Here is a 21,256-nt window from a genome sequence, read left to right on the forward strand (position 1 = left end):
TCGAGGTTTCGATTCAGTTGAAATCAACGAACACAGCCCCGGTTGGGGCTTCGGTGGCGTCCGGGCGGGCGAGAAACGCGTCGTGGAGCCGGTCGTAGGTGTCGTCGAGCGCTTCGACGATGACTTTCGTGTCGCTGATGACGGGCATGAAGTTCGTGTCGCCGTTCCAGCGGGGCACGACGTGGGTGTGGAGGTGGTCGCCGATGCTGCCGCCGGCCGCGCCGCCGCCGAGATTCAGCCCGGTGTTGAACGCGTCGGGGCCGAGCGCGGCGTCCAGGGCGTCGAGGGTTGCCTGCTTGAGGCGGGCGTGGTCGAGCAGCGTGTCGGCGTCGAGGTCGCCGTAGTCGCCCGTGTGGACGTCCGGGATGACCATGCAGTGGCCGGGGTTGTACGGGTAGTTGTTCAGCATCACGGCGGCGTGGTCGGTGCGCGCGACGACGAGGTGTTGGCGGGCGTGCTCGCGGCCGGGGAACGCACAGAACACGCAGTCAACGTCGTCGTCGGTCGTGTCGTCGCGTTCGACCCACTCGATGCGCCACGGCGCGAACACCTGTTCCATACGCGGCCCTGTGCGTGGCTGGGCAAGGAGTGTTTCGGTGCCGGTATCAACTATCTATCATGGTAACGATCCACACACATATACGTTCGGGAGGTGTAGGTACTCACACGGGACTCACCGATGGCGAGCAAAACACCGGGCTTCGAAGGGGTGACGGAGTACTGCGAGCGCTGCGGTCAGACCACGACCCACCAGGTTGCGGTTGAGCTCCGAACGGAGAACACGAACACCGAGAACGCCGCGTTCTCCCGGGAGCCGTACCGGGTCGCGACGTGCTGTGAGTGCGACGCCGAACACGCACAACGAATGAACAACGCCTGACGGCCCCGCCCGTCGCACGGCCCGGTTCCAGTGGCGGCTACGCAGTCACGACCTCGCAGCCGTCCTCCGTGACGATGAGCGTGTGCTCGTCCTGCCCGACGAGTTCCCCATCTGCCTCCTTCAGCACGGGGTACGACCGCACGATGTCCGCGCGTTCGAGGCGCGTCAGACTCATCTCCGCGCGCGCGCCGTCGAGCCAGCGGGCCGCGAACGGCAGCCCGTCGAACTGTTCGAGGTCGTCGAGCAACTGGCGCGCGCGCCGGTCCCGGACGGTCCCCGAGGACACCACCTCGTAGATCTCCGTCGCCGCACCCTCGGTGACCTTCCCCGTGCCGGTGGTGACGAACGGCTCGATGGCGACCACGTCGCCGACCGCAAGCTCGGCCCCGGAGTCGACCCCGCGGTTGGGGACCGTCGGCCCCGTGTGGGCGTCGAAGACGTCCATCCCGTGGCCCGTGAGGTTGACCACCGGGTTGTAGCCGTAGGCCTCGACGACGTCCTGGATCTCCGCGCCCAGCGCGCCCGTCTGGACGCCCGGCTCCACCATGTCGATGGCGGCCGCCAGCGACTCCTCGGCGGCCTCCACGAGCTCGGGAGTGCCCGAGAGGTCGACCGTGGTGGCGGCGTCCGCGATGTGCCCGTCGACGTGCACGCCGACGTCGAGGCACACCATGTCCTCGCCGAACTCGGTGTCGTCGTCCGCCCCCGGCGCGGCGTGGCTCGCCTCCTCGTTGACGCTGATGTTCACCGGGAACGCCGGCTCGCCGCCGAGCTCGCGGATGCGCTCCTCGGCGAACGACGCGACCTCCAGGTGGGTCGCCCCGACCGTAACGCGGTCGGCGGCCTCGGACAGCACCGTCGTGAGGATGTCGCCGGCCTCCACGTACTGCTCGTAGGCGTCCGAACCAACCGTCACGCTGTCTGTCATACCAGGAGGTTACCCCGAACGCGGCAAAGAGGTTGCGGGTTGGGCGTGTTACTCGCCGGCGGTGACCGCCGACACCACGTCGCCGGCGGTCATCGCCACGGCAAGCACCACCGCGAGCACGAACAGAACCAGGGTTGCGATCACGTTCAGCTTGGGCGCGGTGCCGTACGCCAGCAGCGCGTACATCTCCGTGGTGAGCACGTCCGTGGTCCCGGACACGAAGTACGCGCGCACGAACTCCTCGAACGACCGCACCCACGCGAACAGGAACCCGGACGCGACCGCGGGCGCGATCGCCGGCAGCGTCACATCCCGGAACGCCACGAGCGGCGAAGCACCCAGGTCGCGGGCGGCGTCCGCGAGCGTGTCGTCGACGGCCGCCAGCCGGGCGGACACCAACAGCACCACGAACGGCAGCCCGTAGACGGCGTGGGTCAGCACCGTCGGCACGAACCCGGGCGTGATCCCCGGCAGCGTGCGGATGGAGATGAGGACGCCGATGCCAAGCACCACGCCCGGCACCACCATCGGGAGCACGACCGCGACCCGGAACGCGTTCGAGAGTGGCACGTCGTACCGAACGAGCGCGACGCTTGCGGGCACGCCAACGGCCGTCGCCAGCACCGACGCCAGGGTTGCGATGGTGGCGCTGTTGGCGACGCTGCCCAACAGCGCGCCGTCCTGAAGCGTGGCCTGGTAGTGCGCGAGCGTGACGCCGGTGAACGGCAGGATCGTGGCGGCGTTCTCCGCGACGGACAACACGATGATGACGACCAGTGGTAGCCACAGCACCGCGAGCACGGCGACAGTCCACGCCGACAGCGCGTGCCCCAGGAGCCGACTGCGGGTCGACGGCGACGCCATCAGTGGTCACCTCCGGCCGACGCGTCGGTGTAGCGCGCGGCGACGCCGAACGCGGCGGCGATCAGCACGACCACCACCGTCGCGGCGGCGCTCGCGCTGGCGATGTTGAACGAGTCGATGCGCCCCGCGATGAGCTGCCCCACCAACAACACGGTGGAGCCACTGAGGAACCGTGGCGCGACGAACGACCCGAACGCCGGCACGAACACGAACAGCGACCCGGCGACGACGTTGGGCAGCGTCAACGGCAAGAGCACGTCGCGGAACACCGCCCGCCGGGACGCCCCGAGATCGCGGGCGGCCTCCAGCACGTCGAAGTCGACGGCCTCGATGCCCGCGTACAGCGTCAACAGCATGTACGGGAACTGGGCGTGGGCAAGCCCCACGACGATGGCCGGCACCCCGAACCCGAAGGCGTCGACGGGGCCGACCCCCAGGACGGTGGCGATGTCGTTGAGGACGCCGCCGTCGCCGAACAGGAGATACCACGAGTAGACGCGGACCAGGTACATGGTGAAAAACGGCAACAGGACCAGGAAGAACACCACCCGCCGGCCGCGGTCGCGGCGCGCGAGCGCGTACGCCACCGGGTAGGCGGCCACCAGACAGACCACCGTGGTGGCGGCCGCGATGCCAACCGACAACAGCAGCGATGTGACGAACGGCGTCGACCAGAACGGCGTGGCGTCGACGAGCGCGGTGTAGTTGGCCGCGGTGGGGTGCCAGATGATCCGGGAGGCGTCGCTGACCCGCGCGAACGACACCGCGACCATGAACGACAGCGGCGCGAACAGGAGCGCGACCAGGAGGCCGCCGCTGGGTGCCAGCAGCGCCGCCAGGCGGGCACGGGGCGACCCGACGAGACGGCCGAGCACGGAGTCTGTGTCGCCCATCTCAGGCGGTCTTGACGCGCTCCCAGGCGGCCCGCCACGCGTCCTCGTTGGCGACGGCCTTCGACGGGATCATGTCCGCCAGGCGGGCCGGGTCGATCGCCCCGTAGAGCTCGGTGCGGCGCTCGGAGAGGTGGGCTGTGGTCTCCGGGTTGACGCTCGGCGCGTGCCCCTCACGGGCGAGCGTGGCCCCGGTCTCGGGGGCGATGTACTCGTTGACGACCTCCCACGCGAGGTCCGGGTGGTCGGTCTGCGTGGAGACCACGGCGGCCTCGAACCAGGAGAGCGCGCCCTCCGTGGGGGTCGCCATCTCGATCCAGTCGGTGCCGTCGGCGCGCATGTTCGTGACGTTCATGCGGCCGGTGTGGCCGACGTGGAAGTCGCCTTTCGTGATGCCTTTGACGAACGACGCGTCGCCCGCGATGTATCCCGAAAGCAGGGACTGCTTCTGGTCGATGAGGGCGTCCGTGACCGCGCCCAGCTGGGACTCGGAGAGGGTGATGCGGTCGCCGTCGAAGGCGTCCCGGAATCCAAGGTGGAGCGCCGCCGCGGACATGGCCTTGAAGTGGTTGTCGTAGAGCGCGACCGCGCTGCTGAGATCGACGCCGTCGATGCCGTCGAACAGCACGCTCCAAGAGGGGTCGTGGTCGGGGACGGCCCGCGAGTCGTAGCCGTAGCCGTAATACCCGAACCGGATCGGCACGCCGTACGGCGTGCCGTCGACGGCGAGTTGGGTGTCCATCGCGTTCTTGAAGAAGTCGTAGATCGCGGGGTAGCTGTCGAGGTCCGAAACCGGAACCGGGGCCGCAAGCCCGGCCGCCGCGAACTTCGGGACGTAGTTGTTGTTGGGGATGGCGATGTCGAACTGTTGGTCTTTCCCGGCCTGCCAGCCGGCGAACATCTTCTCCGAGGAGATCGACTTCGTGACGTTCACCGTGGCGTCAACGGCGTCCTCGACGGCGGCGGCCACGTCGTCGCGGGCGTAATGTTCCCAGGTGAGGACGTTGATCGTTGGGGTGCCCGTGGTGCCGCCGAGACAGCCGGCAAGCGTGGTGGCGCTGGCCGCAGCGCCGGTGGCGGCGAGAAACGACCGCCGGCCCACGGTCGAGTGGGGGTGGCCGGCGTCGCTGGTGGTGTCCGCAGGAGCGTCCGCGTCAGAAGCGTCAGGCTGGCGTGGAGACATGCGACTGTTCGACGGAAGTCGTGGTCGACTGAAAAACCGCGCGATACCCGCAGGTACCGCGGGAAGGCGGGGCCGCGAGTGGAACCGGCAATATCGACGGGATGCGTCGGCCCGATACCCCGGCCTGAGCTATGCCGGAGTAATGACTGCACGAGCGGGGGCCGAGACACCCCCATCTGGGGGCGGGCACGACGACGGGGAGGCGGCCGCGCTGGTGCGGCTGGACGGCGTCCGAAAGACGTACGGTGACACCACGGCGGTCGCGGATCTGACGCTGACGCTACGCCGGAACGAGCTGTTCACGCTGGTGGGGCCGTCGGGCTGTGGGAAGACCACCACGCTCCGGCTGATCAGCGGCTTCGAGTCGCCGACCGAGGGCACCATCCGGATCAACGGCGAGCCCGCGACCGGCGTGCCCCCGGAGCGACGCGACACCAACCTCGTGTTCCAACAGCACGCCCTGTTCTCGCACATGAGCGTCGCCGAGAACGTGGGGTACGGCCTGGAGAAAGACCCCGACGTGGGGGCCGACGAGGTGGCGCGCCGCGTCGAGTCGGCGCTGGACCTGGTGAACCTCACGGAGTCCGGGGAGCGATCGCCGGGCGCGCTGTCCGGGGGCCAACAGCAGCGCGTGGCGCTGGCGCGCGCGCTCGTCAACGAGCCGGCGGTGTTGCTGCTGGACGAGCCGCTGTCGAGTCTCGACCGCACGCTCCGCAAGCAGATGCAGGCGGAGCTTCGGCGGCTGAGCGACGCCGTCGAGGGGTCGTTCTGTTACGTGACACACGACCAGGAGCTCGCGATGGCGGTCTCCGACCGCATCGGCGTGATGCGGGACGGCGAACTCGTGCAGGTCGGCACCCCGGCAGCCGTCTACCGGAACCCGGCGTCCCCGTTCGTCGCGTCGTTCATCGGTGACACGACGCTCGTCGACGGCACCGTCGAGCCAGCGGCCGGGGGCGCGCCGACGCTCACGGTCGGCGACTGGGTGACCGTTCCCGTGGCGACGGACGCGACGGGCACGGTCACCGCCTCGATCCGCCCGGAGATGGTCGCCCGCACCGACGACGCTGCCGCCGACCACGCCTTCGAGGCCGTCGTCCGCGAGCGAACCTTCCAGGGGGAGGCGGTCCGGTACCGGCTCGCACCCGTCGGTGCCGCCGAGGGCGTGACGCTGGCGGCGTCGATCCGCGACACGGACGCTCCGCTGTCGGCGGGCGAACGCGTCACCGCCGCGATCACCGGCGATCCCGTGGTGTTCGACGCCTGACGCGAGTCAGTGCCGTGCGGTCTGCATCGCGGCGGCGTTGTGTGCTGTGCCGCACCCGCCGTCGCGGTCCACGACAATGACGCCGGCTGACGCCCCCGTGAGTTCGCTGAACTCCTCGATGGCGCGGTCGGCGGCCGCCTGCGCCCCCAGCCCGGCTTCGAGGTGCCGGACCGCGCGCCGCGAGAGCGTGGTTTTCGCGATGGCCTCGCCAGCGCCGGTGGCCGACGCCGCGCCCGCCGGGGCGGCGTAGAACCCGGCCCCGATCTGGGGCACGTCGCCGACGCGCCCGGCGAGCGCGAGCCACCGGCCGCCCGTCGAGGTCGCGGTTGCGAACCGGTCGCCGTCGGACGCCACCGCGCCCACGGTGTCGTGGTCGCCGGGCGGCGACTCGCGGCCGCCGGGGTCAGTGCGTCCGAACCGCTCCCGCACCCAGTCGCGGTGGTCGGTGGGTGACCCGTCGGGATGGGAGTCGAGGTCGTCCCAGCGGGCACGGGTGTCGGCGGTCCAGAGATCCGACTCGACAGGGATGCCGGTGTCGGCGGCGAAGTCGACGGCGTGCACGCCGCTCAACAGCACGTGCGGGGTGTCCGCCATGACCGCGCGGGCGACGGCGACCGCGGCCTCGACGCCGGGCATCGAGGCGGCTGCGCCGGCCGCGCGGTCGCTGGTCATCATGCCCGCGTCGGTGCGGATCACGCCATCCGATTGGGGTGTCGCGCCGGTGCCCGCGTTGAACGCGGGGTCGCGCTCCAGGACGCGAACGGCCGCCGTGACTGCGTCGACGGGCGTTGCGTGCGATGCGCCGGTGTCGGCTGCCGTCTCCAGGGTGTCTTGGCGGGGTGCGGGCGCGTCGGGGGGAGCCCCGGCACCACCGTGAACGAGCACGCGCATGCGCTCCCGTACCGCCGCCAGCGGGGAGTGCGTTGGGGGCGGCGGCGACGGCGCAAACAGTAGTCCTTTTAGGCGTCTCGCGTGAGGTGTAAACGACAATGAGCTACGACAAGATCGAAGTCCCCGAGGGCGGGGCGAAAGTCAGCTACGACGAGGCCGCCGACGAACTCGACGTCCCCGACACCCCGATCATCCCCATCATTCACGGGGACGGCATCGGCAAGGACGTCGGTCCCATCGCCCAGGACGTGCTGAGCGCGGCCGCCGAGGCCACCGGCCACGACATCGAGTGGATGGAAGTGTACGCCGGCGAGTCCGCCCGGGAGATGTACGACGAGAACCTCCCCGAGGAGACCGTCGAGGCCATCCGCGAGCACCGCGTCGCGATCAAGGGGCCGCTCACGACGCCGGTCGGTGCCGGGTTCCGCAGCCTCAACGTGGCGCTGCGCCAGACGCTTGACCTCTACGCGAACGTGCGGCCGACCTACTACCTGGACGGCGTCCCGTCACCCATGAAGGCCCCCGAGGAGATGGACATGGTGACCTTCCGGGAGAACACCGAGGACGTCTACGCGGGCATCGAGTGGGAGGCCGGCACCGACGAGGCGGAGCAGGTGCGTTCGTTCGTCGAGGACGAGATGGACTTCGACGACGTGATGCACGACGGCGACATCGGGATCGGCCTCAAGCCCATCTCGGAGAAGGGCTCCAAGCGCTTGGTACGGGAGGCCATCGACTACGCCATCGAGAACGACCGTGACACGGTCACGCTCGTCCACAAGGGCAACATCATGAAGTTCACCGAGGGGCAGTTCGGTGACTGGGGGATGGAGGTCGCCGAGGAGGAGTACCCCGACGACGAGGTGTTCGCCGCGCCCGATTCGCTGTGGGAGGAACAGGACGAGGTCGACATCCCGGAGGACGCCGTCATGGTCGAGGAGCGCCTCGCGGACGCCATGCTGCAGTGGATGCAGCTGCGCACCGACGAGTTCGACGTGCTCGCGATGCCGAACCTCAACGGCGACTACCTCAGCGACGCCGCGGGCGCGCAGATCGGCGGCCTCGGCATCGCGCCGGGCGCGAACTTCGGGGCGGGGCGGTGTCTCGCGGAGCCGGTCCACGGGTCCGCGCCGAAGCGCGCCGGCCAGGACAAGGCGAACCCGACCGCGCTCATCCTCTCGGGCCGCCTGCTGTTCGAGTACATCGGCTGGGACGACGCCAGCACGCTCGTGCGCGACGCCGTCGAGGACACCATCGAGTCGGGCACGGTCACCTACGACCTCGCGCGCCAGCGCGACGACGCCGAGGAAGTGTCCAGCACGACGTACGCCGAGGCCGTCATCGACCGCATCGAGGACCTCGCGTAACGCCGCCAGCGCCGAGCACCGACCACCGCGGGCCGGTTTTTTGAGCCGTCGTGTTTATCCTGGCCGACGCCCCATGATCGGGTGATGTCGTACGCTGTCGTCGGGTGTTCGGACTGCAACGCGCTGTGGGTGGTCGCGGGCCGCCCGGAGACCACCAGCTGTCCGCGCTGCGAGACGCGCCACCAGTTCGGGACGCTCAAACAGTTCGTCACCACCGACGACGAGGACCACGCCCGTGAGGTGCGGGCGTCGATCCTCGCGAACAAGGCGGGCTACGGGGAGGCGTTCGCTGACATGGACGGGTTCACGGCGCTCGGCGAGGACGCCATGGCGGCGGGCATCGACGACGACGACTACCTCGACGCGGCCGGCGTCGACGCGGCCGAGGCGGCGGCCGCCGGGGAGCGCGCCGAGGGCACCCGGCGCAGCCGCTCGCGACAGGACACCGTCAGGGCGGCGCTGCGGGAGTTGGACGAGCCGACGGAGCGCGAGGTGGCGGCGTTCGCCGCCGAGCACGGCGTCGGCAGCGAGTACGTCGCGGACGCGCTGGCGAAGTTGACGCGGGCGGGCGAGGTCGTCGACGCCGGGGACGGCTACCGGCTGCTGTGAGCGCGCCTAGCGCCCCAGGTCGGCGTGGGCCGCCGAGAGGCGGCGAGAGGCCAGCGCCGCCAGGAGGTTGATCTCGCCGGCGAGCGCGCCCACTGCGATGATCTCCGCGAGCGCGTCGGCGTTCGCGCCCGCGGGGTCGCCGCCGCCGCGGACGCCGAGCACGTCCAGTGCCTCGCGTTGGGTCGGGAGTGTGGTGCCGCCGCCGACGGTGCCGACTTCGAGGCTCGCCAGGTTCACCGACGCGTAGAGGGCGTCGTCGCGGGCTTCGACGGTCGTGATTGCGTTTGCGCCCTCGACGACCTGGGCGGCGTCCTGGCCGGTCGCGAGGAAGACGGCGGCGACGACGTTCGCGGCGTGGGCGTTGAACCCGAGGCTGCCGGCTTTCGCGGAGCCGATGAGGTTCTTGCGCGTGTTGGCCTCCTCGATGGCGGCCGGCGTCGTGTCGAAGCGCTCCTCGACCACGTCCTGGGGGATGGTCACGTCGGCCGTGACCGTGCGGCCCCGGCCCTCGACGGCGTTGATGGCGGCCGGTTTCTTGTCCGTGCAGAGGTTGCCCGACACCGCGACGAGCTCCGCGGGGGTTTCGTCCTCCACGAGCTCGCTTGCGGCCTCGGTGGCGATGGTGGCCATGTTCATCCCCATGGCGTCTTTGGTGTCGTACCGGAACCGGAGGTAGACGTTGTCCCCGACGACGTACGGCGTCACGTCGGTGAGTTCGCCGTGGCTGGTCGTCGATTCGGCGGCCGCCGCCAGGGCGTCGGTGTTGTCGTCGGCCCACTGGGCGACCTCCGCGCCCTCGGTCACGTCCGCGACGCGGAACACCGGGGCGCGCGTCATCCCGGTTTTGGTGACGCGGGCGTTCGCGCCGCCGGCCGCGGTGATCGCCGAGCAGCCGCGGTTCACGGACGCGACCAGCGCGCCCTCGGTGGTGGCCATCGGGAGGTAGTACTCGCCGTCGGCGGCGCCGCCGCTGAGGGCGACCGGGCCGGCGACGCCGAGCGGGAGTTGCGCGCCGCCGGTGAGGTTCTCGACGGCGGTGTCGGCTGCCTGATCGGCGTCGAAGGCGAACGCGCCGAGCGCGTCGGTGTCGGCGTCGGTTTCGCGTTCGAGGACCGCGCGGCGTGCCGCCGCGGCGGTGTCGGCGTCGGTCTCGTCGTCGAGTTCGTACAGCCGGAGGTCCCCGGCCTGTACGCGGTCGGCGAGGTCGCTGGCATCGTCGGGCATGCCCGGGAGTCGGCGGCCCGCCGCCCTGAAGGTTGTCCTTCGACACCGGGCACCGAACAGTGGGTTATATGAGTTGGTGATCGGCTAGCCGGGGTATGACAGTGACGGCGATGCTTTCGGTCGCCCCGGTGGACAGCCCCGGCGTCGATTTCGACGCACAGATCGCCAGTGCGGTCGACGCGCTGGAGGAGTTCGACGTGCGGTACCGAACACACCCGATGGAGACGACCATCGAGGCCGATGACATGGCGGAGTTGATGGCGGCCGTGACCGCCGCCCACCAGGCGGTCGACGCGCCCCGCGTGGGCACCACGCTGAAGATCGATCACTACCGCGAGGAGGACCTCGCCGTCGAGGAGAAAGTCGACCGCGTCGAGGATCGTCTCGGACGGACGGCCGCGAGCGACCGATGACCTCCCGGCGACGGTTCGTGGCGGCGGTCGGCAGCGCGACGGCCGCCAGCCTGGGGCTCGCCGGATGCGTGGGCGACCGGGAGACGACAACCGCGACAGAAGAAACGACAACCACGACAGAAGGGACGACAACCACGACAGGCGGAACGACCGCGACCCAGCAGGGGACGCCCCCACGGCTCAGAATGGGCGCGAGCGAGACGTACGTCAACGCCGTGTCGACGAGCGCCGGCAACTGGGTGAAAGACGCCGTGCAGTCGGAGTACACCGTCGATTTCGACTGGGTGGTGGCCGAGAACGGCGTCACGGAGTTCATGCGCCGCGCGCAGCAGGGCGTGGACCTGGGGGCTGACGGCTACGTGGGCGTGACGGCGGCGGATCTGGCGCGCGCCGACCGCGAGCTCTCGGCGCCGCTGTTCGCGGCCTTCGACACCGACGCCGTCGACAACACCGACAACGTCCACGACCGGTTCTGGATCGACGGGACGGACCGCATGCTCCCCACGGGGGCGTCGTACGTCACGATCATCTACGACGAGACCGTGGTGGACGCCCCGGAGACGCTGGCGGCGCTCACCACCGACGAATACAGCGACGGCATCCTGGTTCCGAACCCCCAGAACACCGCGACAGGGCTGGCGTTCGTGCTGTGGACCGTGGACGCGTTCGGCGAAGACGGGTTCCTGGAGTACTGGCGGCGACTCGCCGACAACGGCCTCCAGACGGCGGGGTCGTGGAACGCCACGTACAGTGCGTACTCGGGCGGGGAAGCGCCGATGGTGATGTCGTACAGCACCGATCAGGTGTACGCCAGCCAGGATCCGGACGTGGACATGGCGCGCCACCAGGTGGCGTTCCCGGGCGACAGCGCCTACACGTACGTCTCGGGCACGACGAAGTTCGAGAGTGCAACGAACCCGGCGCTCGTGGACACGTTCGCGTCGTTCATGCTGTCGGGGGACACCCAGCGCATCGTCGCCGAGAAGAACGTCGGCATTCCAACCGTGACGAACGCCAGCCTCCCCGCGGAGCTCCGGGAGTACGTCCACGTTCCGGAGGCGCCGATCAGCCACTCCGCCGAGACGCTGCGTCAGCACGCCGACGAGTGGCGGGCGGCGGTCACCCGCCAGATCGCCAGCCAGTAGGCGCAACCGGTTCCCGAACGCCTAAGCCGGCTGCGGTGTGGCGTACACGTATGACAGCGGCCGCAGACCTGATTCTCTACAACGGCGACGTGCACGTGCTCACCGACACCGCGACGCCCGCGGACCCGGCGCATTCGGCGGTCGCCATCCGGGACGGCCGCATCGTGGGGCTGTCCAACGATTACGACGCGGCGTTCCGTGCGGACACGGGCACCCGGGAGGTGGATCTCGGCGGCCGGGTGGTTGTGCCGGGGTTCGTGGACGCACACACGCATCTGGCGGTGCTCGGGAAGCACGGCGTCCACGCGGACCTCCGGGGGGCCGACAGCCCGGCGGCGGCGACAGCACGGCTGGCCGAGCGCGCCCGCGAGACCGACGCCGGCTGGGTGCTCGGGTTCGGGTACGACGACAGCCAGTGGAGCGCGGCGCTCTCGACGGCGGATCTGGACGCCGTCAGCGAGGCGCGGCCGGTGGCGGCGATCCGGGAGGACATGCACACCGCGACCGTGAACGGCGTCGCGCTGGCCGAGCACGGCGACGAGATGCCGGCCGCGGACGTGGGTGAGGACGGCCGCATCGTCGAGGACGCCGTGGAGGCCGTCTACGACGCCACCGATCCGGATCTGGCGGGGACGAGGCCGCTGATCGAGGCCGCACAGCGGGAGGCCAACGAGAGGGGGGTGACCGCTGTCCACGAGATGGTGCGGGACTCGCATGCGCCCCGGGTGTACCGCGAGCTGGACGCGGCTGGCGAGCTCTCCGTGCGGGTGCGGCTGAACTACTGGGCGGACCACCTCGACGCCGTCCTGGAGACGGGGCTGGTGACGAACCACGGCGGAGGGATGGTCACCGTCGGCGGCATCAAGACGTACACGGACGGCAGCCTCGGCGGGCGGACGGCGAAGCTGTCCGAGCCGTACGCCGACGCGCCCGGCGAGACCGGACAGTGGGTCGTCGATCCGTCGGCGCTGGCGGCCCTCGTCGAGCGCGCCGACGACGCGGGGTTGCAGGTGGTCGCGCACGCCATCGGTGACGCCGCGGTCGACGCGGTGCTCGACGCCTACGAGGACGCGGGCGAGCGCCGCCACCGCATCGAGCACGCCGAGCTCGCGTCCGACGACGCCATCGAGCGGATGGCCGACCTCGGCGTGGTGGCGTCGGTGCAGCCGAACTTCCTGAAGTGGGCGGGCAGCGGCGGGCTCTACGCGGACCGCCTGGGCACCGCGCGCCGGGAAGCCAGCAACCGATTCGCCGACATGCTCGACGCGGGCGTGGACGTGGCGTTCGGCAGCGACTGTATGCCGCTGGCCCCGCTCGTGGGCGTTCATCACGCGGTGACCGCGCCCGCCGACGCCCAGCGGCTGTCGGTCACGGCGGCGCTGCGGGCGTACACCAGCGGTGGCGCGCGCGCCGGCTGCCGGGAGGACGAGCAGGGCGTGATTCGGGAGGGCGCGCTCGCCGACCTCACGGTGCTTGACGCGTCGCCGTGGGAGCACGCCGACGCGATCGCCGACGAGGTCGGCGTGTCGATGACCGTCGTGGACGGAGCGGTGGTGTACGACGGTCGGTGAGGCGGGTGTCAGGCCGGCGTGTTGACTACGGTGAGTCTCCCAGTGGCAGTATTGAAGAACTAATCTTTTCATTGTGGAGTTCTGAAGTGGTTATTACACTGGTGAACTGAACGTGGCACAAATGGACACGTCGTCGTTCGAGACCGACCTGAGTCTCTTCAAATACGACGACCTCGAAGCACTTCCCGATGAGTACCGTGAGTTGACACCAACAGCGCGCACCGAGCGCATCGAGGCGGCGCGCGCCGAACTCGGCGACGACGTCGTGGTGTTGGGCCACAACTATCAGCGCCGCGAGATCGTCGAGCACGCCGACTTCGTCGGCGACTCCTACCAGCTCTCGAAGGAGGCCGCCAACGCCGACGCCGACTACGTCATCTTCGGCGGCGTGACGTTCATGGCCGAGAGCGCGGACATCATCACCGACGACAGCCAGTCGGTGATCCTGCCGTCGATGGAGGCCTCCTGCCCGATGGCGGGGATGGCCGAAGCCCTCCAGGTGGACGCCGCGTGGGCGGACATCACCGCCGCCGCCCCCGACGAGACCATCATCCCGATCACGTACATGAACAGCTACGCCGACCTGAAGGCGTTCTGTGCCGAACAGGGCGGGCTGGTCTGTACGTCCTCGAACGCGCACCGCGCCTTCGAATGGGCGTTCGAGCGCGGCGACAAGGTGTTGTTCCTGCCCGACAAGCACCTCGGCGAGAACACCGCCCACCGCCTCGGCATGGCGGACGCGACCGTCGAGTGGGACCCCTGGGCCGCCGAGGGGAAGACCGCCGAGGAAGTCGCCGACGCCGACATCGTGCTCTGGGACGGCTACTGCCAGGTCCACGAGCGGTTCACGCCCGAGCACGTCGCCGAGGTCCGGGCGGACCACGAGGACGCCAACGTGGTCGTCCACCCCGAATGCCGCCGGGAGGTCGTCGAAGCGGCCGACGTCGTGGGGTCGACCGCAACGATCACCGAGACCGTCGCGGACGCCGACCCGGGGGAGACGTGGGCCATCGGCACCGAGATCCACCTGGCCAACCACCTCCAGCGCTGGCACCCCGAGGTGAACGTCGTCCCGCTGTGCGGGGACGCCTGCATGGACTGCAACGCGATGCGCCAGATCGACCCGAACTACCTCGCGTGGGTCCTCGAAGAACTCGTCGAAGGCCGCGAGCGCAACGTCATCGAGGTTGACAGCGAGGAAGCGGAGTTGGCACAGGTGGGCCTCGACCGCATGCTTGAACTCTGACGATGACCGACGCCACCACCACCGACGTACTCGTACTTGGATCGGGCATCGCGGGGTGTGGGGCCGCGCTGGCCGCCGCCCGCGAGGGCGCGAGCGTGCTCGTCGCGACGAAGGCCCAACAGCCCGCTGACGCCAGCACCGACTGGGCACAGGGCGGCATCGCCACCACCCGTGACGACCCCGAGTCGCTGAAACGGGACATCCTGGCGGCCGGCGACGGGGAGGCCGACCCCGAGGCCGTGGACGCACTCGTGGGCGACGCCGCCGCGGCCGTCGAGGACGTGCTCGTGGACACGCTGGGCGTGCCCTTCGATGGCGAGGAGGGGTTCGACTACGCTCGGGAGGCCGCCCACTCGGCGGCGCGCATCCTGCACGTGGACGCCGCCACGGGCCACCACATCCTGGGGCCGTTCCTCCGACACCTCGACGCCCACGAGAACGTCGACATGCTGGAGGACGCCGCCGCCCTCGATCTGATCACCGACGAGGGGGCGGTGACCGGCGCGCTGCTCGACCGCAACCCCCGAACGGGCGACCGCGCCGAGACTGGGGTGCCGGTGTTCGCCGGATCGACGGTGCTCGCGACGGGCGGCATCGGCGACCTCTATCGGCGCTCGACGAACCCGCGCGGATCGACGGGCGACGGCGTCGCGATGGCCGCGCTGGCCGGGGCCGACGTCACCGACGCCGAGTACGTCCAGTTCCATCCGACCGCCTACGACGACGCCGACCCGTTCCTGGTCTCGGAGGCGGTGCGGGGCGAGGGCGCGCTCCTGCGGAACGCCGACGGCGAGCGGTTCATGCCGGACTACCACGAGGACGCCGAGCTCGCGCCCCGCGACGTGGTCGCGCGTGCCGTGGCAGCCGAACGGGACGCCACGGGCGAGGTCAGGCTGGACGTCTCCCCGCTCGCGTTCGCCGAGGAGTTCCCCGGGCTGGCGGAGGCCTGCGCGGACCGCGGCGTCGACTGGGAGACCGGCATCCCGGTTGCGCCCTGCGAGCACTTCCTTTGTGGCGGCGTGGCCGTCGACACGGTGGGACGGACGAGCCTCGACCGGCTGTTCGCGGTCGGCGAGTGCGCCCGCACGGGCGTCCACGGCGCGAACCGGCTGGCGTCCACGAGCCTGCTCGAAGGCCTCGTTTGGGGGTTGCGCGCCGGCGAGACGGCGGCCGGTGACGATCGCGCGCCGGCACCGAGCGAGCCGCCCGAGCTGCGGGACCGCGACCCCGACCTTCCCGACGGGTTCGCCGCCGAGAAGTTCCGGCGGCTGCGCCGCGTGATGGACGAACACGTCGGCCTCCGGCGCACCGGCGCGGACCTCCAGCGCGCGCAGGGCGTGCTCCGCCGGCTCAAAGGCGAGGTCGATTCGTACGCCCGCACGCGGACGAGTCGTGACCTCTACCAGCTCCGGAACGCCGCCGTCGTCGGGCTGCTGATCGCGCGGGCCGCCGGTGAGAACCCGGAGAGCGCCGGCTGCCACCACCGCAGCGACGAGGCTGCCGCCGAGGAGGCCCCCGATGCCGGTCACTGACGCCGACGTGGAGCGGTGGCTGCGCGAGGACCTCGGCCACCACGACGTGACCAACGACGTGCCCGGCGAAACCACGGGCCGACTGGTCGCCAAGCAGGCCGGCGTCGCCGCCGGCCTCGACGCCGCCGTGCGGGTCTTCGAGTATCTCGGCTGCGAGGCCGACGCCCCCGCGGCGGCCGGCGACCGGATCGACGCCGGCGACACCGTGCTCCGGGTTTCGGGGGCCGCACAGAGCGTGCTCCGGGCCGAGCGCGTCGCCGTGAACGTCGCCGGCCACGCGTCCGGCGTCGCGACGAAGACCCGGCGCGCGGTCGCCGCCGCCCGCGAGGCGAGCGACGACGTGGCGATCGCGGGCACCCGGAAAACCACCCCCGGGCTGCGGGGCGTCGAGAAGCGCGCGGTGGTCGCGGGCGGCGGCGACACCCACCGCCTGGACCTCTCGCACATGGTGATGGTGAAGGACAACCACGTCGCCGAGCTCGGCCTCGAAGGAGCCATCGAGCGCTTCCGGGCGGCGAAGAGCTTCGCGACGAAACTCGACGTGGAGGTCGAGACCCCCGAGGACGCGCCCCGGGCCGCCGACGCCGGCGCGGACATCGTCCTGCTGGACAACATGACGCCGGCGGAGACCGAGCGCGCCGTCGACCTGCTCGACGGCGCGGCGCTCGCGGAGGCCAGCGGCGGCATCACCGTCGACGACGTGCCCGCGTACGCGGCCACGGGGGTCGATGTCATCTCGATGGGGGCGCTGACCCACTCCGCGCCCACCCTCGATCTCTCCTTCCGGACGTAGTCAGCGGAGCGCGGACAGCGTCTCGGCGCGCTCCCACGCCCGCTCGAAGCGGTCCTGCAGCCGCGCCAGCAGGGCGTCGTCGCGGAGTTCCACCGCGCCGAGGCGCTCGCCCTCGTCGAGAGGGTGGGGCACGTGGAGGTAGACGCGGTCGTCGTCCACGATATCGAAGGTCGCAGCGAGGGCCGTGGTGACGCGCAGCGACACGGCCTCGCGGTCGAGGTACGCGTCGCGGACCGCCGCCGGAACCGTGTCGAGGACCGGCGCAGCCACGAGCACGCGCACCGACTGCTCGGTTGGCAGCGTCTCGTCGAACGCCGCGATCTCGGCGTCGTAGCGGTCCCAGGGCGCGCCGACGTAAGGGCGACTCATGGCCGACCGGACCTCGTCGCTGGCGTCTTCGAACACCTGGCGGGTGAGCGAGACGGCCGTCTCGCTGCCGAGTGGGGCGGTCCAGAAGCGGCTCTCGGTCGGCGGGACGGCCGCGAGTTCGTCGCCGAGGGCGGCCGCGAGGCGTTCGTAGCGGTCGGTCTGCTCGGCGAGTTCCCGCTTGCGCTCCGCCAGCAGCCGGTCGGCCGCCGTCTCGGGGTCAACCGCACAGTACCGTGTCGGCTCCCCCGGCCGCGTCTCGACGAGGTCGCGCGCCGCGAGGCCGTTCAGCACGTCGTAGACGCGTCCCATGGGGACGCCGCTGGCGTCCGAGACGGCGCGCGCCGTCGACGGGCCGCGCGCCAGCAGGGCGCGGTAGCACTGCTCTTCGTACCCCGAGAGCCCGAGTTCGGCGAGCCGCGACATACCGGGCTGCGGGCGGCCGGACCGCAAGTAGCTGCCGGAAACGCGCTACAAGTGGCACCACGTTCGGAAACGCACTTTCCCCGGCCGAACGACACAGCGGTCGTGCATCCATACGCGTATCTGGCGGCGGCGATCGCCGCGGAGGTGGCCGGCACGACCGCGCTGAAACTGTCCGAGGGGTTCTCGAACCCCGCGCCGAGCGTCGTCGTGCTCGTGGGCTACGTGAGTTCGTTTTACTTCCTCGGCCTCGTCCTGGAGGAACTCCCGGTCGGGGTGGTGTACGGGACGTGGGCGGCCGTCGGCATCGTCGCGACGGCGCTCGTCGGCGTGGTCGTGTTCGAGGAGTCGGTCGACGTGGCCGGTGTCGTCGGGCTTGCGCTCATTGTCGCGGGCGTCGTCGTGTTGAACGTCGCCTCGGACGCCTACACGCCGGCGCACTGAGGTCACTCCAGCAGCGACGCCCCCGTCATCACGGTCGGCCGGTCGATGCCGAGCACGTCCAGCAGCGTCGGCGCGATGTCCCGGAGCGCGCCGCCGTCGCGGACGGCCGCGGTGTCGCCGGACGCGGGCGGAAGCGAGACGAACGGCACGGGGTTGAACGTGTGGGCGGTGTGTGGGTCGGCGGGCGTCCCCAGGTCGTCGGCGTTGCCGTGGTCGGCCGTGAGGAAGGCGTGTGCGCCGGCGTCGTTGAGCGCGGGCACGAGGCGGCCGAGTTCCCGGTCGACGGCTTCGACGGCCTCGATGGCGGCGTCGAAGTCGCCGGTGTGCCCGACCATGTCGGGGTTGGCGTAGTTCAACACGAGCACGTCCGGGTCGTCGCCGGCCAGCGCGTCCAGCACGGTGTCGGTGACCGCGGGCGCGCTCATCGCGGGCTGCTCGTCGTAGGTCGGCACGTCCGGGCTGTCCACGATCGTCCGCGTTTCGCCGTCGAACGCGACCTCGCGGCCGCCGTTGAGGAAATACGTCACGTGGGCGTACTTCTCCGACTCCGCGACCCGGAGTTGGGTGTGGTCGTGGGCTGCGAGCACCGCCCCGAGCGTGTCCGTGGGCTCCGCGGCGGGGAACGCCACCGGGCAGTCGAACGTCTCGTCGTACTCGGTCATCGTCACCACCGGCACGGCCGGCGGGTTCGTCTCGATGCCGTCGGCGTCCCAGTCCGCGGGGTGGATGTCCGCGAGCAGCCGGGTGAGCTGGCGGGCGCGGTCCGCCCGGAAGTTCGCGAACACCACGGCGTCGCCGTCGCTGAGCGCGGCGCCGCCCTCGATGGTCGTGGGTTCGACGAACTCGTCGGTGTCGCCGCGCTCGTAGGAGTCGGTGACGGCGTCGACCGCGGCAGCGGCGTGATGGGCGACCCCGTCGGACCGCGTGATGGCGTCGTACGCGCGCTTCGTGCGCGCCCAGTTCTGGTCGCGGTCCATCGCGTAGTACCGCCCGGAGACGGACGCCACGTCGCCGGTGCCGTGCTCGTCGGCGACGGCTTCGAGGTCGGCGAGGTAGTCCTCGCCGCCGGTCGGCGAGGTGTCCCGGCCGTCGGTGAACGCGTGCACGGCCGCCTCGACGCCGCGTCCGGCGGCGCACTCCACGAGCGCGTGGATGTGCTGTTGGTCGGCGTGGACGCCGCCGTCCGAGACCAGACCCATGACGTGCAGCGTGCCGCCGGTGTCGGCGACGTGGTCGAGTGCGCCGGAGATGGCGTCGTTCCCGCAGAGGTCGCCCGCGGCGATGGCGTCCTCGATGCGCGTGTACGCCTGCTTCACGACGCGGCCCGCGCCGATGGTGAGGTGGCCGACCTCGCTGTTGCCCATCTGGCCGTCGGGCAACCCCACGTCCCGGCCGGACGTGGTCAGCGTCCCGAACGCGCCTCGTTCGGCGTACTCGTCGAAGGTCGGGGTGTCGGCGGCCCGGACTGCGTCGCGTCTGTCGTGGTCGCCGAGGCCCCAGCCGTCCAGAATCACAAGCGCGGCCTGCATGTACGGGGCTGTGGCAGCCGGGAGTATGTAGGTGTCGTGTCGCTGCCCGCCGCGAGCGTGGCCGCCCAGTCGACGCGGCTTCGGAACGGCGTTCGGGACGAGCGCGTCCAGCAATCGTTACGCGTCGTCAGCGGGGCGCTCGTCGTTGTCGAACTCGGCGCCACACTCGCCACACACCATGTGGTCGGTGGGGGCGGTGCGCTGTGGGGCGACGACGCCGCAGTCCGGGCAAACGCTGTAGGGGCGTTCGTCTGCGGGGGCGCCGGGGTCGACGTCGACGTGAATCCAGGCGTCGGGGTTGGTCTCGTCGTAGAGTTCGACGCCGCTGTCGGTGCGCCGCCAGTTCACCGAGTTCGCGCGGTGTTGCTGCATCCACCGCTGGCTACCACGTCCGAGTAGTTAACAATTCTGACAAAAGTTGCTTCGGTCGCGAGTAAAGGATAAGGAGCGCCCGGGTAGTGTTCACGCCCGTACCACGTTACGTCGTCTTGTTCACGTGACGAATCGCGGTTTCGTTCACGTGGTACAGCGAACGGACGGGAACGCCGTCGGCACTCCTGTCCGGTGTCCCATAGGAGTACGACCCGTCAATCCTCACGTAAAGACCACCATCACTTCGGTTTAGGACAGTTACGTTTACTGGCTGAAGATACCCCAGTTCGAAGTACGTAAGTTCGTATTGGTCTCGAAGTTCGTTCTGTAGTCGAGCCGTTTCGAATGCTACAACAGCCTGCTTCACGGTTTCATTGGTCGGGTTTTCCGGGGCATCAGGGTACGTCGCCTGTGGTATGGTGGTAGACGCAGTGGTGGTCGAGGCTGATGCAGTTGTCTGGTTCCGGACGGGTTCCATGATTGGAGAGCCCAGACAGCCTGCTGCCGCAAGTAGAGCGATCAGAACGAGGGGTATGGTTGCGGAGCGGACCATGTTTATACACCCTCGCGTTATCCTTAATAATTTTGTTATGATACAACTACTGATTTTACTCTTGTTTTCTTTCTATCTCCCACTGTATTATTTCTAGTTATAGCAAGTTATAATATAGGACGAGATTATTCACGACGGGACTTGTTGACGGCAACAAGTACTGCTCTAGCCGTTAAGCTAGCAACTGGAACTGCAACCGCAAAAGAAAAAGGCGGAGAAAAAGGGCCCGCGGCCCACCTTTCTGCCCTAGATGATATAATCATCAGAGGAAGCCCGGAGTCTAAACAACCCCTCAAAGTAAAATTATAAATAATCAAGAAGTGAAAGAAACCATTGAGAAAGGGGACAACGATCGCCAGAACGCTAAAATCTATTCCAATGGTTCAATCAAGGCACCTCAGGGTAGAAATAGAATCCAAGTGATTATCGGTTCATCATTAATTGCAAAAAAAGAATTCAGACTTCAAAGCTCAGGACTGCCAGATCACCTCGGTTTCTTAATGGATTATAACAAGGAGAGGGAAAAATGCAGAAATAATGGAACGAGAATCGTAATTAGTAATTAGCAAATTCCTATCCTAAACGAACTAAGTGTCAAATAAGGCCAGTACAGAAATAGCAATACTAAGGATGGTTTTCCGGGTGGCGGCGCCTATGATGAAAAATCGCTATGCGGAATTGAACGCGGAACAACCGTAGGACGATAAATATAGGAGTTGTCAATTATTTCCTCGGTGGGATATTGTTGTCTTTCGTGATGTTGTTA

23 protein-coding genes are annotated in these 21,256 nt (G+C 69.4%); 12 read left to right on the forward strand and 11 right to left on the reverse strand.

The features are described from left to right. Nucleotides 1-13 precede the first annotated feature (13 nt). Nucleotides 14-559 carry an HIT family protein gene (locus APQ99_RS01595; protein ID WP_010903364.1) on the reverse strand — a complete coding sequence of 182 codons (546 nt, stop codon included), beginning with the start codon at nucleotides 557-559 and terminating at the stop codon, nucleotides 14-16. Nucleotides 560-679: 120 nt separating this feature from the next. Here APQ99_RS01595 and APQ99_RS01600 point away from each other — a divergent pair, with 120 nt between their 5' ends. Beyond that, the gene (locus tag APQ99_RS01600) at nucleotides 680-880 is read left to right on the forward strand and encodes a DUF7835 family putative zinc beta-ribbon protein (protein WP_010903365.1); all 201 of its coding nucleotides are present in this window, start codon (nucleotides 680-682) and stop codon (nucleotides 878-880) included. 37 nt (nucleotides 881-917) lie between these two features. Here APQ99_RS01600 and map read toward each other — a convergent pair whose 3' ends face one another. From map to APQ99_RS01620, 4 genes are read right to left on the reverse strand one after another with little or no spacing between them, the layout of a single operon-like run. Beyond that, nucleotides 918-1,808, reverse strand: coding sequence for a type II methionyl aminopeptidase (map, locus tag APQ99_RS01605; protein ID WP_010903366.1), 891 nt, complete (start codon nucleotides 1,806-1,808; stop codon nucleotides 918-920). Nucleotides 1,809-1,856: 48 nt separating this feature from the next. After that, nucleotides 1,857-2,672 carry an ABC transporter permease gene (locus APQ99_RS01610; protein WP_010903367.1) on the reverse strand — a complete coding sequence of 272 codons (816 nt, stop codon included), beginning with the start codon at nucleotides 2,670-2,672 and terminating at the stop codon, nucleotides 1,857-1,859. Continuing rightward, nucleotides 2,672-3,565 (reverse strand): ABC transporter permease, encoded by an 894-nt coding sequence (locus APQ99_RS01615; protein ID WP_010903368.1) that lies wholly within the window; start codon nucleotides 3,563-3,565, stop codon nucleotides 2,672-2,674. The genes APQ99_RS01610 and APQ99_RS01615 overlap by 1 nt, the downstream gene beginning before the upstream one ends. Nucleotide 3,566: 1 nt before the next feature. Then, the gene (locus APQ99_RS01620; protein WP_010903369.1) at nucleotides 3,567-4,745 is read right to left on the reverse strand and encodes an ABC transporter substrate-binding protein; all 1,179 of its coding nucleotides are present in this window, start codon (nucleotides 4,743-4,745) and stop codon (nucleotides 3,567-3,569) included. A gap of 142 nt (nucleotides 4,746-4,887) precedes the next feature. Here APQ99_RS01620 and APQ99_RS01625 point away from each other — a divergent pair, with 142 nt between their 5' ends. After that, nucleotides 4,888-6,012, forward strand: a complete 1,125-nt coding sequence (locus APQ99_RS01625; RefSeq protein WP_010903370.1) for an ABC transporter ATP-binding protein — start codon at nucleotides 4,888-4,890, stop codon at nucleotides 6,010-6,012. A gap of 6 nt (nucleotides 6,013-6,018) precedes the next feature. Here the strand turns inward: APQ99_RS01625 and APQ99_RS01630 are convergent, their stop codons facing one another. Next, nucleotides 6,019-6,903, reverse strand: coding sequence for an isoaspartyl peptidase/L-asparaginase (locus APQ99_RS01630; protein ID WP_010903371.1), 885 nt, complete (start codon nucleotides 6,901-6,903; stop codon nucleotides 6,019-6,021). Between the two features lie 98 nt (nucleotides 6,904-7,001). On the opposite strand from APQ99_RS01630, the gene icd reads away from it, so the two are divergent. Further along, nucleotides 7,002-8,270, forward strand: a complete 1,269-nt coding sequence (gene icd, locus APQ99_RS01635) for an NADP-dependent isocitrate dehydrogenase (RefSeq protein ID WP_010903372.1) — start codon at nucleotides 7,002-7,004, stop codon at nucleotides 8,268-8,270. An 84-nt stretch (nucleotides 8,271-8,354) separates the two neighbouring features. Next, complete coding sequence (locus tag APQ99_RS01640; protein ID WP_010903373.1) at nucleotides 8,355-8,879, forward strand: DUF5817 domain-containing protein; 525 nt, start codon at nucleotides 8,355-8,357, stop codon at nucleotides 8,877-8,879. A 6-nt stretch (nucleotides 8,880-8,885) separates the two neighbouring features. Here the strand turns inward: APQ99_RS01640 and hmgA are convergent, their stop codons facing one another. Further along, on the reverse strand, nucleotides 8,886-10,103 hold the full coding sequence (gene hmgA, locus APQ99_RS01645) for a hydroxymethylglutaryl-CoA reductase (NADPH) (protein WP_010903374.1): 1,218 nt from the start codon (nucleotides 10,101-10,103) through the stop codon (nucleotides 8,886-8,888). Between the two features lie 95 nt (nucleotides 10,104-10,198). On the opposite strand from hmgA, the gene APQ99_RS01650 reads away from it, so the two are divergent. The 6 genes from APQ99_RS01650 (at nucleotide 10,199) to nadC (ending at nucleotide 16,803) form a co-directional block, all read left to right on the forward strand. Beyond that, entirely contained in the window at nucleotides 10,199-10,516 is a 318-nt protein-coding gene (locus tag APQ99_RS01650; protein WP_010903375.1) for an MTH1187 family thiamine-binding protein, read from the forward strand. Next, nucleotides 10,513-11,661 carry a thiamine ABC transporter substrate-binding protein gene (locus APQ99_RS01655; protein ID WP_010903376.1) on the forward strand — a complete coding sequence of 383 codons (1,149 nt, stop codon included), beginning with the start codon at nucleotides 10,513-10,515 and terminating at the stop codon, nucleotides 11,659-11,661. The genes APQ99_RS01650 and APQ99_RS01655 overlap by 4 nt, the downstream gene beginning before the upstream one ends. A 50-nt stretch (nucleotides 11,662-11,711) precedes the next feature. Next, complete coding sequence (locus APQ99_RS01660; RefSeq protein ID WP_010903377.1) at nucleotides 11,712-13,232, forward strand: amidohydrolase; 1,521 nt, start codon at nucleotides 11,712-11,714, stop codon at nucleotides 13,230-13,232. A gap of 121 nt (nucleotides 13,233-13,353) precedes the next feature. Then, nucleotides 13,354-14,478: a quinolinate synthase NadA gene (nadA, locus tag APQ99_RS01665; RefSeq protein WP_010903378.1), complete on the forward strand. Its 1,125-nt coding sequence runs from the start codon at nucleotides 13,354-13,356 to the stop codon at nucleotides 14,476-14,478. Nucleotides 14,479-14,480: 2 nt separating this feature from the next. After that, entirely contained in the window at nucleotides 14,481-16,010 is a 1,530-nt protein-coding gene (locus APQ99_RS01670; protein WP_010903379.1) for an L-aspartate oxidase, read from the forward strand. Then, nucleotides 15,997-16,803 (forward strand): carboxylating nicotinate-nucleotide diphosphorylase, encoded by an 807-nt coding sequence (gene nadC, locus APQ99_RS01675; protein WP_010903380.1) that lies wholly within the window; start codon nucleotides 15,997-15,999, stop codon nucleotides 16,801-16,803. The genes APQ99_RS01670 and nadC overlap by 14 nt, the downstream gene beginning before the upstream one ends. Here the strand turns inward: nadC and APQ99_RS01680 are convergent, their stop codons facing one another. Then, entirely contained in the window at nucleotides 16,804-17,595 is a 792-nt protein-coding gene (locus tag APQ99_RS01680) for a TrmB family transcriptional regulator (protein ID WP_010903381.1), read from the reverse strand. A gap of 102 nt (nucleotides 17,596-17,697) precedes the next feature. Between APQ99_RS01680 and hsmR the strand changes: the two genes are divergently transcribed. Further along, nucleotides 17,698-18,036 (forward strand): multidrug efflux SMR transporter protein HsmR, encoded by a 339-nt coding sequence (gene hsmR, locus APQ99_RS01685; RefSeq protein WP_010903382.1) that lies wholly within the window; start codon nucleotides 17,698-17,700, stop codon nucleotides 18,034-18,036. A 2-nt stretch (nucleotides 18,037-18,038) separates the two neighbouring features. On the opposite strand, the gene gpmI is transcribed toward hsmR, so the two are convergent. The 3 genes from gpmI to APQ99_RS01700 all read right to left on the reverse strand — a co-directional run bounded on the left by gpmI (nucleotide 18,039) and on the right by APQ99_RS01700 (nucleotide 20,490). Beyond that, the gene (gene gpmI, locus APQ99_RS01690) at nucleotides 18,039-19,565 is read right to left on the reverse strand and encodes a 2,3-bisphosphoglycerate-independent phosphoglycerate mutase (protein WP_010903383.1); all 1,527 of its coding nucleotides are present in this window, start codon (nucleotides 19,563-19,565) and stop codon (nucleotides 18,039-18,041) included. Nucleotides 19,566-19,682: 117 nt separating this feature from the next. Beyond that, entirely contained in the window at nucleotides 19,683-19,937 is a 255-nt protein-coding gene (locus APQ99_RS01695) for an Rcat domain-containing protein (protein WP_010903384.1), read from the reverse strand. Between the two features lie 106 nt (nucleotides 19,938-20,043). Beyond that, complete coding sequence (locus APQ99_RS01700; protein WP_010903385.1) at nucleotides 20,044-20,490, reverse strand: hypothetical protein; 447 nt, start codon at nucleotides 20,488-20,490, stop codon at nucleotides 20,044-20,046. A 320-nt stretch (nucleotides 20,491-20,810) separates the two neighbouring features. Between APQ99_RS01700 and APQ99_RS01705 the strand changes: the two genes are divergently transcribed. Then, the gene (locus tag APQ99_RS01705) at nucleotides 20,811-21,056 is read left to right on the forward strand and encodes a hypothetical protein (RefSeq protein ID WP_136361515.1); all 246 of its coding nucleotides are present in this window, start codon (nucleotides 20,811-20,813) and stop codon (nucleotides 21,054-21,056) included. Nucleotides 21,057-21,256 lie beyond the last annotated feature (200 nt).

It is taken from the genome of Halobacterium salinarum DSM 3754, from assembly GCF_008124605.1.
GTDB classification, from domain to species: domain Archaea; phylum Halobacteriota; class Halobacteria; order Halobacteriales; family Halobacteriaceae; genus Halobacterium; species Halobacterium salinarum.

Excerpts from the sequence above, each read along its gene's own strand:
- APQ99_RS01595 (WP_010903364.1), bottom strand. The coding sequence starts at position 559 with ATGGAACAGGTGTTCGCGCCGTGGCGCATCGAGTGGGTCGAACGCGAC.
- APQ99_RS01600 (WP_010903365.1), top strand. The coding sequence starts at position 680 with ATGGCGAGCAAAACACCGGGCTTCGAAGGGGTGACGGAGTACTGCGAG.
- map (WP_010903366.1), bottom strand. The coding sequence starts at position 1,808 with ATGACAGACAGCGTGACGGTTGGTTCGGACGCCTACGAGCAGTACGTG.
- APQ99_RS01610 (WP_010903367.1), bottom strand. The coding sequence starts at position 2,672 with ATGGCGTCGCCGTCGACCCGCAGTCGGCTCCTGGGGCACGCGCTGTCG.
- APQ99_RS01615 (WP_010903368.1), bottom strand. The coding sequence starts at position 3,565 with ATGGGCGACACAGACTCCGTGCTCGGCCGTCTCGTCGGGTCGCCCCGT.
- APQ99_RS01620 (WP_010903369.1), bottom strand. The coding sequence starts at position 4,745 with ATGTCTCCACGCCAGCCTGACGCTTCTGACGCGGACGCTCCTGCGGAC.
- APQ99_RS01625 (WP_010903370.1), top strand. The coding sequence starts at position 4,888 with ATGACTGCACGAGCGGGGGCCGAGACACCCCCATCTGGGGGCGGGCAC.
- APQ99_RS01630 (WP_010903371.1), bottom strand. The coding sequence starts at position 6,903 with ATGCGCGTGCTCGTTCACGGTGGTGCCGGGGCTCCCCCCGACGCGCCC.
- icd (WP_010903372.1), top strand. The coding sequence starts at position 7,002 with ATGAGCTACGACAAGATCGAAGTCCCCGAGGGCGGGGCGAAAGTCAGC.
- APQ99_RS01640 (WP_010903373.1), top strand. The coding sequence starts at position 8,355 with ATGTCGTACGCTGTCGTCGGGTGTTCGGACTGCAACGCGCTGTGGGTG.
- hmgA (WP_010903374.1), bottom strand. The coding sequence starts at position 10,103 with ATGCCCGACGATGCCAGCGACCTCGCCGACCGCGTACAGGCCGGGGAC.
- APQ99_RS01650 (WP_010903375.1), top strand. The coding sequence starts at position 10,199 with ATGACAGTGACGGCGATGCTTTCGGTCGCCCCGGTGGACAGCCCCGGC.
- APQ99_RS01655 (WP_010903376.1), top strand. The coding sequence starts at position 10,513 with ATGACCTCCCGGCGACGGTTCGTGGCGGCGGTCGGCAGCGCGACGGCC.
- APQ99_RS01660 (WP_010903377.1), top strand. The coding sequence starts at position 11,712 with ATGACAGCGGCCGCAGACCTGATTCTCTACAACGGCGACGTGCACGTG.
- nadA (WP_010903378.1), top strand. The coding sequence starts at position 13,354 with ATGGACACGTCGTCGTTCGAGACCGACCTGAGTCTCTTCAAATACGAC.
- APQ99_RS01670 (WP_010903379.1), top strand. The coding sequence starts at position 14,481 with ATGACCGACGCCACCACCACCGACGTACTCGTACTTGGATCGGGCATC.
- nadC (WP_010903380.1), top strand. The coding sequence starts at position 15,997 with ATGCCGGTCACTGACGCCGACGTGGAGCGGTGGCTGCGCGAGGACCTC.
- APQ99_RS01680 (WP_010903381.1), bottom strand. The coding sequence starts at position 17,595 with ATGTCGCGGCTCGCCGAACTCGGGCTCTCGGGGTACGAAGAGCAGTGC.
- gpmI (WP_010903383.1), bottom strand. The coding sequence starts at position 19,565 with ATGCAGGCCGCGCTTGTGATTCTGGACGGCTGGGGCCTCGGCGACCAC.
- APQ99_RS01695 (WP_010903384.1), bottom strand. The coding sequence starts at position 19,937 with ATGCAGCAACACCGCGCGAACTCGGTGAACTGGCGGCGCACCGACAGC.
- APQ99_RS01700 (WP_010903385.1), bottom strand. The coding sequence starts at position 20,490 with ATGGTCCGCTCCGCAACCATACCCCTCGTTCTGATCGCTCTACTTGCG.